The sequence below is a fragment of the Paenibacillus glacialis genome, assembly GCF_001637205.1.
Taxonomy (GTDB): domain Bacteria; phylum Bacillota; class Bacilli; order Paenibacillales; family Paenibacillaceae; genus Paenibacillus_AQ; species Paenibacillus_AQ glacialis.
In genome coordinates this window covers 33,656-55,479 of the sequence record NZ_LVJH01000020.1, presented here as the reverse complement: position 1 = coordinate 55,479, position 21,824 = coordinate 33,656, and the positions used below count along the sequence as shown (strand labels likewise).

The window sequence follows — 21,824 nt, the reverse complement described above, 5'->3', positions numbered from 1 at the left end:
CGTCAACAATAGCTGCTCGCCACAATCCTCTAGCATCCAACTTATACGCTCTGCTGGATAGGACGGATCAATCGCGACATACGCTCCACCAGACTTCAGTATGCCGAGGATAGCTACAAGCAACTGTGGTGAACGATCAGCCATCAACGCAACGATACGTTCGGGCCCAACCCCACGACTGCGAAGCGTATGTGCAAGGCTGTTCGCCCGTTCGTTCAGTTCACGATACGTCATTTGCTCCGTACCGAACTGAATCGCTGCTGCATCCGGCGTTCGCTCCGCTTGTTGCTCAATCTCAGTTAAAATGCTTACCCATTGTGCATGTTCATCAGCAGGTACGAAGCCTTCCGTCCCTACTTCACTCGCGCTTCGATTGAACACGGTTAATAACTGAGCCTTTTCTTCGTCATCCATAATAACTAGCTCGCCTAATCTTCGTGTGGATCCGTCGCTAACGGTCATCTCACTTACAATTGCACGATAATGACGCGCTAATCGCTGTATCGTCTCTTCATGGAACAAGCTCGTTGCATATTCCAGAGTAAACACGATTTCGTTTCCACTTTCTGCTGCAATCATGGTCAGATCGAATTTACTTACTCCTGGATCGAACTGTAACTGCACGAACGTTAATTCTCCCGCTTTCAGTACCGACTGATCCATATTTTGCAAAATAAACATCGTATCGAAGAGCGGATTACGACTTTGGTCCTTCTCAATGGCCAAACGCTCTACCAGTTCCTCAAACGGATATTCCTGATGCTCCAGCGCAAGTAATACTTCATGATGAAGCAGATTTACGAACTCACCCAACGTCTGCGCATCTTCTGGTCGAGTTCGAACGGCTACTGTATTCACGAACATTCCAATTAAGCCTTCCACATCAACATGGCTCCGACCAGCTACAGGCGTACCGATAATCATGTCCTCTTGGCCGCTGTATCTGCCTAGCAATATCGCGTAAGCACATAACAGAACCGTATAAAGCGTTGTGTTATTCTCACTGGCCAATCGACGAGCGCCTTGTGCCACTTCTGCATTCAAAGTAAAACTAATAGTTCGTCCTTCATAGCTTTGAACCGACGGACGTGTCTTGTCCGTTGGTAACTCCAGTACAGGTAACTCTCCCTCGAACGTCTGCAACCAATGTTCCTCGTGCCCTGCATAGCTTGCACCTTGCAGTCTCTGTTCTTGCCATACTGAATAATCTCTGTACTGTATAGGAAGATCCAAGGGACTGTTACCGCCGTAGAGGTCAGTCAACTCCTTCACCAGCACGCCAATGGATACACCGTCAGACACAATATGATGCATATCTAACAATAGTAAGTGACTATCCTGGTCCAACGAAACCAGGCCTACACGAAGTAAGGGCCCTGTTTCCAAGTTGAATGGTTGTATAAACTTCAACATCAGTTCATCGATAAAAGCCTTGGTTGTCACTATTGTTGCATCGGATAACATGTTAGATTTCTCATCTTCACTCAATTCGATGATATCAAGATCGAACATAACATTAGCGTGTATACGCTGGTTAAACTCAATCCCCTCATAATGAAAGGTTGTCCTCAAAATTTCATGTCTCGTGATGACTGCAACAAATGCCTCCTCAAGCTTGGCAACGTCCAGCCTCCCACGCATATGCAAGACAAATGACAAATTATATGCTGTATCCTCTACTGATAATAATCCCAACAAATATAATCTTCTTTGCGCCCGTGACATCGGATAATTTACCCGATCTGGTTGTCGCTGAATTCGCTCATATGTTGGTGTGAACTGACCATCATTGCGACTTACCTCGTCTGAAATCCATGCTGCCATCAACGCAACAGTGGGTGCCTGGAACAAGATACCGAGGGGCACCTCGATGCCAATCTTCGCATGAATGCGGCCTGCCAGCACGGCAGCTTTAAGTGAATGACCACCAAGCTCAAAAAAGTCGTCATAAATACTAAAATCACCGAAGCCTAATACATCTTGCCAAACCTCAACTACATCCGCTTCCAATGTTGTACGTGGCAGTACGATATCTCTTACTTCCTGCAACTGGAGGGAAGGCTCAGGCAGAGCCTTCCGATCTACCTTACCATTTGGTGTGAGCGGTATCGCATCAATCGTTATCAAATGGGACGGGATCATGTAATCAGGCAACTTGCTCTTCAAGCTGTTTTTAATTTCAACCTTTTCGATTTCACGATTCACAACGATATAAGCGCAAATACTCTTGTCACCCTCATTATCTTCAGTAGCGATAACAAAAGCTTCCTCTATCGCTTCATGCCGTAACAAGTGTATCTGTATTTCACCCAACTCAACACGAATGCCTCTAATCTTAATCTGGTGATCCAACCTGCCTAAATACATCGCATTGCCGTCCGGAAGCCATTTCGCCAGGTCGCCAGTACGATACAACAGCTTACCATCCAGCATTGGATGCTGGACAAAACGGCTTGCAGTCAACTCAGGCTTATTATAGTAACCTAGTGCTAGGCCGCTACCGGCGATACATAGCTCACCCGTTACCCCTATTGGGGCGAGTCTGTCTCCGAAGCCTAATATATAAATTTCGACGCCATGCATCGGTCCTCCAATAGGCACAGTCTTTCCAGATGGCGTTCCATGCTCATACACATACATGTTGGAACAAATCGTTGCTTCTGTAGGTCCATAACCGTTCACTATACATATATTTGGGTTCAAGCTTACGAATAACTCCAGTGTCTCATCCTTGATAGGTTCAACCCCAACGAGCATTTTGTTAAGCTGAGGTTTAGTGTTCGATTGCTCCAATGCGCGCGCGACATCTTTAAGTAACGTCGGAGGTATGTAGGCAAAGGTCACCCCCTCCGAAGCGATTACAGAAGCAAGTTGCCTTGGGTCAATCAGTTTAGGCTCAGGATAGAGGATGACACTTGCACCAAACATAAGTGGCATAAACAACTCGCATACACTCACATCAAACGAAATGTTCGTCAGACTCAAGCATCGATCGCGTTCATCAAACCTCTCACCAAAAAACCGCTTGAGCGAATGACCGAAATTGAATAAGCTCCGATGGGAAACAACCACACCCTTTGGCTCGCCTGTAGATCCAGAAGTATAAATAACATACATTGGATCTTCAACAGAACCTGTCAGCTCCAGATTACTTCCATCACCCTCATATACATAATCGCCATCAAGTGCGATCAATTCTATTGAAGATTCGATTTCCACAGCATCTATTTGATCTGTTAGAAGCAACTTCGTTTCACTGTCAGACAATAAATAATTAATTCGTTCTTGAGGGAAATTCGGATCAATGGGTAAATAAGCGCCGCCAGCTTTCATAATAGCGATCATACCTACCAGCATAGGTATCGATCTTTCTGCCATGACACCTACAATGGTATGAGTACCGACGCCGCTCTGTTGAAGCCTCCGAGCCAATCGATTCGTTCGTTCATTGAGTTCTCTGTATGTGATCGACTCTCCACGGTGCGAAATCGCACAACTCTCCGGCACCCAGCACGCCTGCTCCTCGAAAGATTCATGAAACCTACGCGGTGGATCGAACTGTGTATCACGACTTCCGAAATCAGATAGAAGCTGGTCATAATCTTGCACAGATAACATTTCGCAGTCCGCTAATGTATGTCCCGGATTGCTTGTTACATGCTTTAATAAGGATATATAATGCCGCATAAATGTCTGCACAGTCTCAGGACGGAATAAATCGGTACAATACTCGACAACTAAACGTATCCCTTCTTTTCCTTCGACTGCTTGAATCATTACATCGTATTTAGCCGTTCCATGGGGGAAACGTTCATGCTTATAGGTCAGACCTTCTGCGGAGAAATCTGGCGTATTTAAATTTTGCATAATAAACATCGTATCAAACAGTGGATTTCGACTGGCATCACGTCTGTCGACCCGTTGGACTAGCTCTTCAAATGGGAAATCTGCATTCTCATATGCGTTAACCGCTGTTGCTTTCACCTCAGACAACAACTGTAGGAACGTTTTATTAGCTTGTGGATAGCCGCGCAACACAAGTGTACCTACGAACATACCAACAACTGACTCTACTTCACGATTTACGCGTCCGGAAATGGGTGTACCGACAGCAAAATCTTCTCCACCTGTATATTTCGCAAGCAGTGTGTAGTATGCAGAAAGCAATACCATAAACAGTGTGCTTTCCGTCCCTTTTGCCAATTCTCGAATGCTTGCGGTCAACCCAGCATCCACATAAAGATCAAAGGTTTCGCCACGACTGCTCTTCACAGGAGGGCGAGGAAAGTCCGTTGGCAACTGAAGAACAGGCCATTCGCCCTCACATTGATTGATCCAGTACTGACGCTGCCGCTCCAAACGCTTCGATTGCGGCAGTTGTTGCTGCCAAGCAGCATAATCGCGGTATTGTAGCTTAAGAGGTTCTAATAAACCTCCACGGTAAAGACTTATAAGCTCACTGAGTAATATGCCTGCCGACATCCCATCAGAAGCAATATGATGAAGATCCAACAACAATACATGCTGGTCTGGATTAATCGTGAGTAATGTCGCATAAAGTAGTGGAGCTTTACTTAGATCAAAGGGAACAAACATGTCTTGCAACACCAACGGCAGCTCTTCTTCGTTCACCTGCAACCTATTTAATGTAAAGGATACATGTTCATGAACAAACTGCCGAATTTCTCCCTCAACAACTGCAAACGATGTTCTCAACATCTCATGGCGTTGAATGAGAGTCTGAATGGAAGATTCCAGCTTAGATGCATCAATAACGCCATCAATGTGGAGGAGTTCCGGCAAATTGTAGCTTCGGTCGCCAGGTGTTGCCAACTGCTGAAGATACATTCGTTGCTGTGGAGAAGATATGGCATAATGTTCGCCGGATGGAATCGGCAATATGATGATTGCTTCATCCTCCACTTCCTGCACAGATTTCAATCTACGTTCAGCAACTGCATCAACAAACGTTCCCAGTACAGGGTTAGCGAGCAGATCAACGATTTCAAGCCGAACACTCAATCGTTCACTCAGCCTATTCATAATTTTGAGAGCGATGATAGAATCTCCGCCAAGCTCATAGAAATTGGCCTCGGTATGAAGCTCGTTGTATCCGAGCATCTCTCCCCATACCTCTGCTACGCTTTGTCCCACTTCCATATTGCCGCATTCACCGAGTAGTAATACGACTTTTCCTTGCCCCTTATCTCCTTGATCCTGCTGCTGAAGCCTACCACGCCAGTTAGCAAATGTTTCTTCCATTTCGATTCTCAGGTCCGCTGGAACCTCATTGCGTGTCCACAAGTCTTGAATCATGGATAGTGGGGAAACATTCGACTTAACACTTGCCTCTTCAACCCAGCAGGAATGACGGTCGAAAGGATATACGGGGATAGGAATACGCTTTCGATACCCTCTACTGTACATCCGTACCCAATTAATTCTAACGCCGGCAACATAACGCTCAGCTATTTGGTTTAGTTTCCCGCAATCTCTTCGTTTACCGCTCGCTTCGTGATCCAGAAGCTCCTGCACAAGCACTTCGTCACTTATGACAGTGTCCGACGAAGCCGACAGCCCATAATACACATCCTGCGTATTTATGTCCCCAATCCGTTCGATGTCCAGCGAATTAAGAATTCGTCTAAGCTCAACCTGATCAGTTGCAACGATAGCAAGTCTATACTTGTAATGACCACGTCCCGTGGCGGCAGTGAAACAAAGATCTTCCATGCTCCAACTATCCATATCACGGGCAGAAATCCATTCCCGATAATTCTGAACGATCTGTTTCAGTGCTCTCTTGCTATGCCCAGATAAGCAGAGAATACTCATATCATTCTCTGCTTCATAATTACTAATCTCATTAATTATTGGAGGAGCTTCCTCCAGTACGACATGACAATTGGTACCACTCATACCAAATGCGCTAACCCCACAACGTCTCGCCCCGTCTTCATCGCTCCATGGCGTCAACTCGTTATTCACATAGAGGGGAGAATCAACAAATGAAATTTTGCGATTCGGTAATCGAAAATGCAACGTCGGCGGAAGTTGCTTATTATAGAGCGAGAGTACTCCCTTTAGTAGACCGACGATACCTGCCGCATGATCTAGGTGACCGATATTACTTTTAACAGAACCGATTGCACAGAACTGCATTTTATCCGTAAATCGGCTGAATGCACGTGTTATACCGTCAACCTCAATCGGATCTCCTAGCGTAGTCCCCGTACCGTGCGCTTCCATATAAGTCACCGTCTCAGGATCAATTCCCGCAGCTTCCCAAGCACGAACAATCACATCTTCTTGTGCCAACGCATTCGGAGCAGTGATACCAACTGAACTTCCGTCTTGATTGGTAGCACTGCCTTTAATGACAGCGTAGATGTGATCTCCATCTTGAAGCGCTGTGGACAGTGGTTTAAGTAACATGGCTACAACACCGTCTCCGATACCTGTTCCGTTCGAGGAATCATCAAACGGTTTGGCACGATTATCACTTGATTCAATACCTAACCGAATACCGATATCAAGCGGTAACAGATTGATCTTTACGCTACCAGCTAATGCCATGTCACATTCTCCACTACGAATAGACTGACAAGCCAGATGAACTGCCACGAGCGACGAAGAACATGCTGTATCTACACTAATTGCTGGTCCTCTTAGATTGAGTAAATATGAGATCCGGCTTGCTATCATTGAGCTTAAATTTCCTGGAGCTGCTAGAGAGAGTGCATCTGGGTTAACCGCCTCGATCACCCTTTTGTAATCATGTAACGCATCTGCATTATGACCGATAAAAACACCCGTACGCGTACCTTGAAGCGCCTCTCCCCCATATCCACCATCCTCAAGTGCGTTACATGCCGTCTGTAGAAACAACCTCTGGTTGGGACTCATCAAAGAAGCTTCTTTGGGAGATAATCGAAAGAATGAATAATCAAATGACGAAATATCGTCCAGATATGCTCCATCAAATATAGAAACATGGTTGTACATTGCTCCAAGCTTGTGTAAATACGGTTCAAGTTCACGTCGACGAGACTCCGGAAATTCACCTACACAATCGATACCACTAAGCAACACGTCCCAAAATTCGTTATGAGTCTGAGCCTGAGGCAACTTTGCGGAAATACCTACAATTGCTATTTCGTTTAATGATGTTTCTATAATTTCATCATCGAATACATCCGATTTGAGTATATCCGATTTCTCCTCCAGCAGATCAAGTTGAAACATGCCTCACACTCCCTTCCTACTCTATTTGAAGCTACCTGCTGCTTGCTTATTCTGTGGCAGTCGGCGAGAACGAAATAACAGAACAAAGATATGCGCTAGTAGCGCCAATCCGCTAATAATGGTAAGTGCAACCACCGTACCTGAAGACCATTCTTTTATGAATAGCGATACAACATACAGGGAGGTCGTACTGATCATATGTGTAATTAATGATGACCATAGCGACCCTGTCGAGACACGAATCACACCATAAATAACTGCTCCTAGTGCCGCAAAGAGACCTACGGTTATGTTCATAAAAACAGCCCCAAAAAACACAGCTTGTAGCAATACCGACAATAGCGTGGAGAATCGCTCGCGGAACAAATGTAGCAACAAACCACGGAAGAGCCATTCTTCCAATAAAGAGCCTAGTAGGATGCTGCCAAACAAAATAACCAGAAAGTGCCCTCCATCAATAATGAATGTTACTAGATTGGATATTTCAGGATAATTGTCCTTGATCCATGAGATCCCTGAGAATGATGCAATAAACAGACCCAGTGAAAGGCCCGCTCCAGCGCTAACCATCAACGATTTCGGAGGGACAAAACCCAGATCGGCAAAAGAAATACGTTGCAAGCGTTGTAGAGGTACATAGAGTGCGAGAACAATGAGATTTGCGATAATAAAAATGCTCGCTGGATTGTTGTTAAACCAAGTTTTTAGCTCCGGCTGTGTTATCCAGTTATATATCGCTTGATTCATAACCATGACGATTCCTGCATAAATGATGAGATATAACAGAGATTTAGCGAATATCAATACTGTTCTCACAGATTAATCGCCCCTTGATTTGTTGATGTATTACGAACCGCCCGCTTGGATAAGAACATTCCGATGACAATGATTACGAGTGATATGACCATTCCAGTTATTAAAACAGGAAGATTATCCGTCTTAGGACCCCAATGCCACAGGATATACTGTATGCCTTGGCAAGCCACTTGAGCGGCTATTGGCGCCCATATGGAATCGAACCAGACATAGATCAGAGCAAAAATAACAGCTCCTAGAAACCCATAAATCGATAGTGGGATATCACCGGTAAAAAATAATACGCCGTACAAAATACCTTGAAGAATAATGGAAATAACTAATGGAAGGACGCCTCTAAACGCATTAAGGAGTACCCCTCTGAATAACGTTTCCTTATATATGTTTCCAAGAAGAAGGAACAGTAGAAACACATACCACTCAACTCGATAAAGGTAATCAAAAAGCGTATTGAATTGAACCAATTCGGATTGAATTCCTGGCCATTGTGCGAATGCAACCGTAAATAACCCTGCTCCTAAGCCAACAACTAGGGAAAGCACAAGCGCTCTCCCTCCCATCTTCCGATACCGTGCAGCTTGAAATATATTCACTTTAAAAATATATTTCAGTGCGAGGTACATAAGCGGGAAACTCACAATATCATTAAAGACGATAAAGATTAATGTATTCTGTTGAAACCAGGCATTATCCTGATAAATGAAATGATTGAATATATAAAGTGCCGTGAAAAACCAAGCAAAATAAATGCCGATAATAACGCCAACTTTTGCTAACATTAGACCCCATTGTTTCAACTTATAACCCCCCACTCGTCGGAATAGATTTCCCTTGTACAGGGTTCCTAGTTTCTCCATTGCCATTTCTCCATACATATACAGTACCTGCTAGTAAACTGAGTAAGCTCACAATGGTTATGACATAAAGCATACCTTCGCCTAGTTTATCTACTGTTTCATAGAATCCAACATACTTAGCAATAAAGATCAGACTCATCGCTGAAGTTTGTAAAATAATTGGAGCCCATATGGAGGACAGTCGAATGCACAATATCGCATATATAATCCCCGATCCAAGTCCGATAGCAGACAAACTTAGACTCGGTTGAAAATATGCATAGACTGCAGCTTGTACAATAATCGCAGCGATCATAGGCATAACGGATCGTAAATGATTGTAAATTAATCCTCTAAACAATATCTCCTCGTAAATTGGACCTAGAAGACCTACTCCAAGTATGACGAAGACTATGGAGTCACTTCTCAACATGTCATTCACAAGACCTGGAATGGAAGGGAAGTTGCGTGCTACAAGGTCTATTTCCATAAGCCCGATGCTAAATAGACAGCCTGCTAACCCCATCCCAAACATAAACACGGTATTTTTGAATGAAATTCGTTTAAACCTACTCGCCTGAAACAAGGTTTGCCCCTGCCCGGGCCAAATACTTTTCTTCAAGCGGAATAACAGCATATAGAGCAACAAGATTGAACCAGAGAGCACTGCCATGAACATAGCAGGATTATAATCTAGAAATCTCGCAAAGCCAGTAGTAGCCTCCCACTGATAGGTCGCCCTTAGCAAAAATAGCACGGCATAGAAGATACCCAAATAGAGAGCAATATTCCCAATCATTAATAATATCTTTTTCACATAGGTGCTCCTTTGCTTATTAGATTTGTTTGTCTAGTTATCGTCCGTGCCGGAATTTGCCGTCTGTTGAAACTGATGAACAGCCATTCTTAGCAGTTTGACATACCCTTGCGCCCATTCCTTGACTTTCTCCTTCTTCAAACGGCGTGCATTAAATTCCAATAATCCATTTATGACACCCTTAACTGCCGTTCCTTTGTTAATATCCATCGTAAGGACAATATCAAATACTTGGAGCAGTTCCTGTCCGGCAGTCATGCTATTCTTTGATCCATCCACATACAACGGCGCCACACTAAATCCATCATGACTTCCGCGCTCTAACTTCACCTGTTGCACATCATATTCCACCTCAGCATCATTCAACGACGAAACAACTACTTGTAGCATTTCGTTGAACTCCTTCACTGTGCTGAAATCAATCTCAATAGGCGCGATCCGTCCTTTAGATGTTGCAACAGGCAATAGAATAAGATTCGAATTCGCTTGCTGCTTCCAGAACAGCAGGTAAAGCGCCAAAGTTACCGATTCTACAGCAACCGATTGAGACTCCGCGAGTTTCGCTAGCCCTTGGACCAAATCTGTGTCCAGAGTTAACTGGAACGAGCTCTTCCATTGCGCAGCATATGCTTCATTGCTACAATCATCCCGCAACGGAATACCACTCCAATGCCAGAGGCGAAGCTTATCACCATGTGATTCGATATACTCAGCAAGCGATGCAATCGTCGGATAGTTGAACAAATCCGTCACCTTCAGTACACCAGGGTATAACTCGTCTAGACGTTGATGAACGCGGATGAGTAGCAACGACTCTCCACCGACATCGAAGAAATTATGATTCGCACCGATATCCGAGCGACCAAGTAACTCTCCCCATACAACAGCGATCGTTCGCTCCGTGTCACCTGAAACCTCTACATAACTTATCCCCGTATCCAACATCCCATCTGGTGTTGGCAATGCCTTCCGATCTACTTTGCCATTCGGAGACAACGGCATCTGAGGAAGCTCCATATAGAAGGCTGGAATCATGTAGTCTGGCAATGTAGTCGCCAAATGCTCACGCAATTGTATCGAGGTTACAGATTCTTCCGTTATGACATAAGCGCAGAGGAATGCGGATGAACCAGCATTTCCTTCACGCTTAATCACAACGGCTTCCTTCACGCTAGGATGATTCGTGAGTGCATGTTCGATCTCACCGCACTCAATGCGATACCCTCTTATCTTCACTTGGTGATCCAATCGTCCCAAGTACTCGATATTGCCGTCCGGTAGCCATCTCGCCAAATCGCCTGTCCGGTACATAACGCCACCTGATACGAACGGATTCTTCACAAACCTATCATTTGTCAAATCAGGCCGTCTCCAATAACCACGAGCCAAGCCAACACCTGAGATACACAGCTCTCCAGCTATTCCTACAGGTTGTATCCGCAGAGCGTCATTCACCACATATAAAGAGATGTTGTCGATTGGCTTCCCAATCGGTACACTTGTCAGAGATCCTTCTCGCATACAATCGTAATACGATACATCAACCGTCGCCTCCGTCGGACCATATAGGTTGACGAGCGCGACATGATATGGTTTGCCTAGATTACTTCTGAATCGTTCCACATGGTCGACTGTAAGTGCTTCGCCACTTGCGAAGACAGTTCGCAAGCTCGCAAGATCCTCACCAGCGTCAACGATGCCGGGACTGTCCATAAAGAGATGAAGCATCGATGGTACGAAATGCATGGTCGTCACCGCATGTTTGGCGATCGCATTTACGATTGCGCCAGGATCCTTCTCTCCACCAGGTTCAAGTAAGCACAGCTTAGCTCCAACAAAGCTCCACCAGAACAGCTCCCAAACTGATACATCGAATGTGATCGGCGTTTTCTGCAAAATGACATCATTCATATCCAAGGCGTAGTTATTCTGCATCCACATGATACGGTTAACGACAGAATGATGCTCAATCATGACACCTTTTGGTTGTCCCGTTGAACCCGATGTATACAGTACGTAGGCCAGATTTCGCGAATGATGTATCTTCTCCAAAGCCGAACCATTCTGCTCTTGCTGTAGCACAACAGCGACATCCAATATCTCGGAACCTAGAGGTAAATTACGTATTCCTGTGCCCCGTGTAAGTACGATCGTTGCTCCAGAATCAGAAAGCATATACTGGATGCGCTCCTCTGGTAATTGAGGCGCTATTGGCACATACGCCGCTCCCGCCTTCAATATGCCGAAGATCGCAATGATCATCTCGATGGAACGTTCCATCATGATGGCAACCGTATCCTCACACTTCACTCCGCGTTTTCTCAATGCCCTTGCCAACCGATTGGCACGCTCATTCAACTCTCCATACGATATTTCCGCTGATTCATCTACAACGGCCGTTGCATGAGGAATCCACTCTGCCTGTGCTTCCAGATAGCTCTCTACAGTCCTTTGACTTGGATAAGCTATAGCAGTCTCATTGAAATCAGTGATTTGCTTCGCTTCTTCTTCTACTGTCAATAAGCTAATTTGACACAATGGTATATGCTCATCCCGCGTAACCGTTTCTACAATGCGAATATAGTAGCTTATCATCCTGCGAATGCTTTCCGTGTCGAACAAAGCCGTCGCATACTCTACGGCGATATCTATTCTGCCTTCGCGTTCTGCCAGCTCAAACGTCATATCCAACTTGGATACAGCATGTTCCAACGAACATGTCTTCAATTGAAGCTTATCTGCCTCCATTGTTGGAGTCTCCATGTTCTGCAAAACAAACATTACATCGAAGATCGGATTCCGACTTAGATCGCGCGGCACATCAAGTGCGGTCACACAATGCTCGAACGGCAACATGCCGTTGTGCATCGCTCCTAGCACACTCCCTTTTATCGCTTCTGCGAACTTGAGGAAGGTCAGATCACCCGATGGCTCGCTACGTATGGCAACCGTGTTGACAAACATTCCAACAAGCGGCTCTGTGACCGGATGAAATCTTCCGCCTATCGGCGTTCCAACGATAATATCCTCTTGTCCCGTCATTTTGTAGAGTAGAACGTGGAAACACGCTAGCATGACATGGTATGGTGTCATATCTGAAGCGATTGCTAATGACTCTACCTCTTCCATCAAGGAAGGAGGTAGCGTATCGATAAGCTTGCTTCCCGCAAAACTCTGCTCGGAGGAACGAGGCCTGTCTGTTGGCAAATCCAAAAGTGGTAGCGTTCCCGACAGCGTCTCCTGCCAATACTGCTCCTGTCGATATCTTTCATCGCTACTCATCCAAGCTTGTTGCCATACCGCGACATCTCTGTATTGAATGTCAAGCGGAGTCAGCGTGCCTCCGCCATACAACGCAGCGAAGTCTCCTGCCAGTACAGACATGGAAATACCATCTGATACGATATGATGCATGTCGAGCAATAGCATATGATCTTGTTCACCATTCGTTATCAGCGAAGCACGTAGAAGCGGAGCCTGCTGTAAGTCAAACGGCTCAATAAACTCTTGCATTCCATCCGCATTATCCACATCTTCAACTCTTGTTACATTTGCTATCAACGTCACATCTTCATGAATGCGTTGAACAGGCACACCATCGTTCCATTCGAAGCTCGTCCTTAGCGGTTCATGCCGGTCGATGAGACCTTGCAGCGCACGTTGCATCCGCTCCATATCTAGCTCACCTATCATCTTTAGCGCTAGTGGCAAATTGTATGTCGTGCCGGAAGGATTCACATGATGCAGCACGAACATTCGGTTCTGGGCAAGTGACAATGGATACGTAGCCTGCTGCTTCGCTCTCTGAATATGCACTACCGCTTTCCTCGGCGCCGCATCGATGAACGCCGCCATATCTTCTAATACTGGAACCCCGAACACATCCTTCAACGAGAAGGCAACCTCTAGTTGCTGTTCCACCGCTCCGGATAACTGCGCAGCGCGTAGCGAATGTCCGCCTAATACGAAGAAATGGTCGTCTACACTTACTCGATCAACGCCAAGGATATGCTTCCATAACTCTGCTAGTCTCCGTTCTGTTTCACTTCGCGGCTCTCCCCCGCCAACAGAATCAGTAAAAGTCGGTTGCGGAAGCCGATTACGATCAGTCTTGCCGCTAGCACTCAGAGGTAGCGCACTCATGAAAACAAATAGCGATGGAACCATATATTCTGGGAGCGACCGCTTGAGTGTATTCTTCAGTTCACGCTCATCAAATGTATAAGTTGTTACTACGTAAGCGCACAAGGCGACCTCACCGACTCGATCCTTCACTGTTGTGACAATAGCATCGGAGATCGTCTCAAGCTGCAGTAGAGCATGCTCTATCTCTCCGCATTCAATCCGGAGCCCCCTGATCTTAACCTGATGGTCGAATCTTCCCAAATATTCGATATTACCATCTGATAACCAACGTGCACGATCACCTGTCCGATACATTCGCTCGCCAGGGAAGAATGGATCGGTGACAAATTTCTCTGACGTCAACTCACCACGATTGAGATAACCTCTAGCGAGACCAACCCCTGCAATACATAGCTCTCCTGGAATGCCAATAGGCTGAAGACTCAACTGCTCATCAACAATATATAATCGTGTATTGTATATCGGCGCACCAATTGGGACTGACCCTTGTGAATAGTTGGCACAATCATAAGCGCTGACATCCACAGTTGCCTCTGTCGGTCCGTACAAATTAATGAGTCTAGTGTTCGCCTCTCCACGTGAAATCATTTGATAGAAACCTTCCACATGTGCAGGCTTCAATGCCTCTCCGCTGGTAAACACATAACGCATATCACCGAGTGGCTTATGACGTCCCGATTCCGTTGCATATTGAAGAAATACGCCAAGCATGGAAGGAACAAAGTGCATGACTGTCACGGACTCCTCGTCCACAACGTTCATCATCACCTGTGGCTCCTTCTCTCCATGTGGATCCAACAAATAAACAGAAGCGCCGACAAAACTCCACCAGAATAGTTCCCATACCGAAACATCGAACGTAATAGGCGTCTTCTGTAGAATAATATCCTGTGAATCTATAGGATATTGAGATTGCATCCAATTCAATCTATTTATGACCGATTCGTGTTCAATCATGACACCCTTCGGCTTACCGGTAGATCCAGACGTATAAATGACGTAGGCCAAATTCCGTGAGCTAGATATCGGTTCCAGCACTTCCGAATGAAGTTGTACGCTCTCCTCTAAACCTTCGAGATCAACAATTTCTCCTTCGAATGACAACCGATCCATCCATCTGCGCTCTGCGCACAGAAGTGTGGCCCCACTATCTTCGAGAATGTAGCGAATCCGATCCTCAGGAAATTCAGGGTCGATAGGCAAGTAAGCGGCTCCAGCCTTCAGAATACCCATAATGCCAATCATCATTGCAAAGGAACGTTGTGCAACAATCGGTATGATCGAATCTGCCTCGACTCCCTTATTACGGAGTTGCAGAGCGAGTCGATTTGCCCGCTCGTTCAGTTCCCAGTAAGTAAGCGTCCCTTCCCGAGATCGGATCGCAATGGCATCAGGGGTCTTCGCTACCTGTGTCTCAAACATTCCATGAATCGTGTAGCCTTGAGGATAATCATTAGTCGTATCATTCCATTCCCGAAGTAGGACTTGCTCCTCCATATCCGAGATCAAGCGAATAGAAGAAGAACTCTCCGCTGGATGATCTATCACTTGCTCCAGCAGAATCATCAATCGCTGAGCAAGACGCTCCATCGTATCTCTTCGGAACAGACTTGTGTTAAATTCCAATTCTCCACGCAAACCGCTGCTGCCCTGACCATAAATATCTAATTTGAAATCGAGCTTGGACGTAGCATTCCCGCTAATTGGAACGGGTTGTAATCCCCATGTACGCCCCTTCACTTCAGGGTTGGCATCGAACTGGTTATGCAAAATCAGCATCGTATCAAACAGCGCATTACGCGATGGTTCATACGACAATTGTGCCGCTTCGATCATTCGATCAAAGGATGTTTCTTGATACTCGAATGCTGCAAGCAATTGTTCATGGGCATCCTTTGCAATCTGAATGAAGCTTTCGACTTCCTCCACTTCAAGACGAATAGGTAGGAATCCATTAAACATCCCGACCATATTCGTCGTATCAGGATGGGTCCTTCCAGCCGTTAGGGCACCAATGACCAAATCCCTCTGACCCGTATAGTTCTGGAGCAATATCGCGTAGGAAGCAAATAGCACACTGTTTAGACTAACGCCAATGGTGTCGGACAACTCTTGGAGGCGATTAGATAGCTGAACAGGAATGTCGAATATCACTGTCTCACCACCGAAAGATTGCCGTTCTCCACGAGGGAAATCAAGTGGCATATCTAAAAGTGGTAACGGTGCAGCAAGTTGAGACTGCCAATAACGATCACTCTCCAGCAGTCGCTCAGTCACGTTCTGTTTTGTTCTCCATACGGCATAGTCCTTGTAATGAACAAGAGGTGGCTCTAGGTTCTCTCCATCCACTAGTTGTACAAGTTGCTCCATGATTAACCCGATAGATATGCCATCAGCGATAATATGATGTAGATTAAAGAATAGGTAGGCTTCACCCGATTCACAACTTACAAGACGCGCGTCGAGCAATGGCGCTTGCGCCAAGTCGAGCGGTTGTACGAATGTTCGAAACAACTCTTCTAACCCATTCTCTTCACATTCCGTTTCCTGTAGCTCGAAATGGACTTGTTCATGCACAATCTGACATGCCTCGCCGCCAATCAAACGAAACGATGTTCGTAACGGTTCATGCAGGCTGATAAGCTCCCTAATACCCCACGTAAGCTCACTGCGCTGAACTTGCTTCGTTAAACGCAGTACAAGCGGAATATGATAAGTTATCCCAACATCCCCCATGGCTTCAATAAGGAATATTCGCTGTTGTGAAGGACTCAATGGATAAGATGATGACATAGGTACCTGTAAGATTGGATCAAATGCCTCTTTACTCGCTCCGTCGATCCATGCTGCTTGTTCTCTCACCGTCGGACGCTGGAAAATCTCCTTGATCGGCATTCGAACCTGGCATTGTTTATAAATTTCAGATACAAGCGTCGCCGCTTTCAGAGAATGCCCGCCATGTTCGAAGAAATGATCGCATACACCGACAGCTTCTACCTTCAACACCTGTTGCCAGATCCCCGCAACCTTCTCCTCCGTAAGGGTCGCCGGCGCGACATATGCAGCAGCCACTCCTTGTGCGGTATAATCCGGCTCAGGCAACGCATTTTTGTTCAATTTCCCATTCGCGGTGAGTGGAAGCTTCTCTAGCTGTACGAATGCAGAGGGAATCATAAACATCGGAAGCTTCGCTCCAAGCTCCGTACGCAACTGTTCAATAGATATCGACTCTCCAGCTACGACATAGGCGCATAACAGCGGATCACTATCACGGTATTTCAAGACAACAACCGCTTCTCTCATGCCCATGCACTCTAGCAGCTTACTCTCGATCTCTCCAAGCTCAATACGGAATCCGCGCAACTTCACCTGCGTATCCATTCGATCCATAAACTCTAAATTTCCATCTGGCAATCGTCTGACCAAATCTCCCGTCTTGTATAACAATTCCCCTGCCTTGAAAGGATGCGGAATGAATTTAGAGTCAGTCATCTCTTGCATATTTAAATAACCTGAAGCTACGCCATCACCTGCAATACATAGCTCACCAGGAACAAGTGCAGGAACCATATTACCACTCACATCCAAGACATACGCTTCTGAATGTGCAATTGGCTGGCCAATTGGAATGATTACTCCGTCTGGTTCCAACTCTTCAACCTTATAACAAGTTGCAAAGACGGTTGATTCTGTCGGTCCATATACATGTAATAGCACCCCAGGGCCTAGAGCACATAACGCTCTCTTAACATGCGGGGCAGATGCCCGTTCACCACCGAACAGAATGTGACGAAGCTTAGATAACTCTTCCAGTCCATGATCGACCAACGTATTAAACAGTGCCGTAGTCGTAAAAAACACACTAACATTATTACTTCTAATCAACCTTATGAGCTGATCGACATCTAACAGATCTTCTTCATTTACAAGAACAAGCTTGGCTCCATTCAACAAAGCTCCAAATAAGTCGAAGGTCGAACCATCGAAGGCATAATTAGACAACTGCAGCAAGACATCTTCATCTGTTAAACGAATATAATCTGTATCCACAACAACTCGGGAAACGTTGCGATGAGTTGTCAAAATGCCCTTCGGGATACCCGTAGAGCCAGAGGTGTACATAATATAGGCAATATCCTGCGCCGTTGATTCAACAGACAAGTTATGGTTGTCTTCCTTCCTCCACTCCCCGCGTCTAGCATCCATATCAATGACATCGATATCGGAATCGTGCAAAAGCTCCCGGCACATACTGGTTGTCGAGGCACCCGCGATAAGTGTGGAAATACCAGCATCCTGAAGCATGAATCGAATACGATCTGCTGGATACTTGGGATCGATTGGTACATAAGCCGAACCTGTTTTCAAGACTGCGAGAATCGCAATCGGCATGTCACAAGATCGAGAAAGCACAAGCGCGACACGCGAATGTTGGGTTACCCCACGATTTGTCATCCATCTCGCTAGCGCATTCGCCGCCTCATTTAGCTCGGCATATGTCATGGACTCTTCTTCCAACACAACTGCGATATGTTCCGGCACAAGTGAAACTTGCCGTTCAAATATCCGATGAAGTGGAATATCCCTAGGGTACGGCGTTTGTTGTGCTTGGCTATTGCCCATAAGCATTGAACGTTCATCCGTATCCAGCAGATTGAGTTCGATCAGAGGCGCATCGGGATACCGAACCGCTTCTCTCGCCAAGGCGATGTAGTGACGAGCAAACTGCTGTACCGTCTCTGAACTATACAAATCAAGCGCATATTCGATGGAAATATGAATGCCCTCTTCTGACGATACACATTCCCAGCTCATATCAAACTTCGCTGTGTTCGTGTCCATAGGCGCTGGTTTAAATGTTACTTCCGTCGCTCTGAATTCCGGAAGCTCCATATTTTGCAACGTAAACACGGTATCGAACATTGGGTTGCGTCCATATTCCCGTTTAGCCTGAGCCAGTTCCACAATCTCTTCATAAGGAACTTCCTGATTATCTAGTGATGCCATCATATCTCCGCTCATTTTTTTCAAACATTGGGATAATGGTAGTGTGTGGTCCACCTGGAGTCTAAGCGGCACCATGTTGACGAACAAGCCAACAATACCGTCCATCTCCGAGCGTGTTCTTCCAGCTGCTGCTGTACCAATGACGACGTCATCAGCTTCCGTATACTTACTTAGTAATATGTAATAAATCGAAACTAATACGGCATATAGCGTACTCCACGTTTGAGTAGCCAGTAGCTCCAGCTCTGTTGTGAGCTTCGCATCCAAAACAACCTTTTCTGTAGCTCCCCTATAACTAGGGCTAAGCGGACGCAAATAATCCGTTGGAATATTAACCATCGGAACACCATTGTCGAATAATTGTCGCCAGTACAATTGCTGTTTAACCTTGCGTTCATCTTGTTTGGTTGCCTCCTCCCACAAGACAATATCGCCGTAGTCTACCGGCAATGGAGGAAGTTCCTTACCTTCGTACAAGGCAACAAATTCTCCAATCAAAATACCCATCGCCGTACCATCCGTAATCAGATGATGCATGTCGAACAACATAAGATGACGCTCATCCTCTAGCGTGATCAGTTCAATCCGGAACAATGGTGCCTTGTCTAGTGAATAGGGTTGAAGAAATGACTTCATCCTGCTCTGTATTCCACTATCCAACCATTCGCGACCGTCCGCATATGCAATCGGCACTTCTACGTCCTTAGCAATTTGCTGTACAACCCGATCATCTTCCATGACGAATGAAGTGCGTAATCCGGCATGCCGTCCAACAAGTAATCGCCAAGATTGCTTGAATCTATCCAGATCCAACTTCCCGGCTATGGTAATCGATTGTGGCAGGTGATAGTTAAGTAAGCCCGGATTCATCTCTTCGAGAATATATAATCTCCTCTGTGCAGATGAAGCTGGATACCGTTCCCTCGACTCCGCCTTCTCAATACGTCCTAGCGCGTTACTTCGAACGTTTCCCTCCATATTATCAATAAACGTGGCTAGTGATCGGACCGTATGATGTTGGAAGAGCTCACCAAGCGAAATGTCTTTACCGAACGCTTCTTGCAGTTGGGCAGCTACGTATGTAGCCCGCAACGAATTGCCCCCATGCTCTAGAAAATGGCTATCAATACCGATCCGATCCCTCTTTAATACCTTTTGCCAAATAGACAATATTTTGCGCTCGCTATCCGTGCTAGGAGGAACAATGATTTCTTCAGTAGGTACGATTTCCAGTGTTTGCTCCAGTAAGTACAGCTCTGCGAGAACAGAGGCAAACTCACCGCAACGCATACTATCGGCAAGGACATATCGTTGGATTTTACCAGAGGTTGTCTTTGGAATGCGTCGTACCGGAACAATAAGTTTCACATGGAATCCAGTTCTTCGGTTTAAGAGCCTCTGAATTTGATCTCTTAGCGACATGAATCCACCCAACTTACCGCGATACTGAATAAACACCGCGATTTCATCCTGTTTTGATACATCATCTTGGACAGCACAAATGGCCACTTTTCCGATTTCAGCACCGTTTACTTCACTTACAAGTGCCTCAAGATCATGTGGATATACGTTTTGTCCATTCACGAAGATAATATCCTTCATACGACCCGTCACATATAAACGGCCATCTCGTATAAATCCGAGATCGCCTGTATTAAGCCAACCGTCTGTAGATATCGTTACTTCGTTTACATCAGGTCGATTGAAATAACCTTTGGTCACATTGCTACCTTTGATATGTACAAGACCGACGTTGCTGTCTGATATTTCTTTCCCCTTCTCGTTGCATACTCGTACATTACAATCCAGCACTGGAAATCCAAGCTCGACAATTTCGATATAATCTGGATCCTCAGATGAAATGATTTGTATCTCGTCATCGATATTGAGACTCTTCCTGTTCAAGTAAAGTGTATTTAACCTTTCCTCCACATGTGGGAACGTCACAGCCAAGCTAGCTTCGGCTAATCCATATACGGGGAAAATGCAATTTTCATTAAGCCCATATGGCTTCATGTGCACAATGAATTGCCGAATATGAGTCGCTGATATTGGCTCTGCCCCGTTGAAGATAAGACGTACTGAAGATAAATCCCAATGCAGCGCTGACTCAGCTTTAAAGTGCTGGAGAAAATGAACATATCCGAAGTTTGGCGATGACAAACAAGTAATACGATGTTTATTCGTCAGTTCCATCCACTTCATTGGATGAAGCACGAACATCGACGTAGGCATTTGCCATTGATTCATTTCCCCTAGAATTGGGGTCAGATGAAATCCGATTAAGCCCATATCGTGGGTTAACGGTAGCCAGCTTAGAGATGAATCTGCTTCTGTTGATTGTGACCCAGCCATGATCGCTCGCATATTCGACAACAGGTTACCATGCGTCAATACAACACCTTTAGGATCTCCTGTTGAGCCTGAGGTGAACTGTATAACGGCTACATCTTCTTCTGTTGAATCATAAATGCTACCCCGTCGACCAAGCCCAACTCCAGCTTCCATCACTTCTTCGATATACATCATTCTGCTCTGGAGCTTCTCTACTGCATGATCCTCTTCATTCTTCGAACAATAAGCGACAACAGATTCCCAAATGTCGGGCTCACACAGCAAATACGGTTCACCAAGCTGCTTACTTACTTGGAGTAGCTTTCTTCGTCCTTCATCCGTTCGTCCCGCCGTAAGCGGAACTGGGATCATTCCGCCTAATACACAGGCCCAGAACAGAACAATAAACCGTTCATTGTCTTCTGTCTGGAGTACAACATAACTTTTAACCCCCATTCCTCTTTCTTGCAGTTGGCCTAATACCACTTGAGCAGTCTCGAGAAGCTGACCATACGACATGAATCGCTCTCTTCCCGCTTCACAAAACGTTATTCCAGCACCATTTCTTAGACTTGCAAGGAGTACTTGCGAGAGATTGTGGACTAAGCTCATTTAGCTCCCCT

General features: G+C 45.6%; 5 protein-coding genes. All 5 read right to left on the bottom strand.

The features are described 5' to 3' along the window. Positions 1-7,245, bottom strand: a 7,245-nt coding sequence (locus tag PGLA_RS11735) for a non-ribosomal peptide synthetase (protein ID WP_068532844.1), incomplete at its 3' end; no start/stop codon positions are given. A gap of 21 nt (positions 7,246-7,266) precedes the next feature. After that, positions 7,267-8,061, bottom strand: a complete 795-nt coding sequence (locus tag PGLA_RS11730) for a CPBP family intramembrane glutamic endopeptidase (RefSeq protein ID WP_068532841.1) — start codon at positions 8,059-8,061, stop codon at positions 7,267-7,269. Further along, entirely contained in the window at positions 8,058-8,858 is an 801-nt protein-coding gene (locus tag PGLA_RS11725) for a CPBP family intramembrane glutamic endopeptidase (protein WP_084410977.1), read from the bottom strand. Before PGLA_RS11725 ends, PGLA_RS11730 begins: the two co-directional genes overlap by 4 nt. Position 8,859: 1 nt before the next feature. After that, positions 8,860-9,714, bottom strand: coding sequence for a CPBP family intramembrane glutamic endopeptidase (locus tag PGLA_RS11720; RefSeq protein WP_068532838.1), 855 nt, complete (start codon positions 9,712-9,714; stop codon positions 8,860-8,862). Positions 9,715-9,747: 33 nt separating this feature from the next. Beyond that, positions 9,748-21,813, bottom strand: a complete 12,066-nt coding sequence (locus tag PGLA_RS11715) for a non-ribosomal peptide synthetase (protein ID WP_068532835.1) — start codon at positions 21,811-21,813, stop codon at positions 9,748-9,750. Positions 21,814-21,824 lie beyond the last annotated feature (11 nt).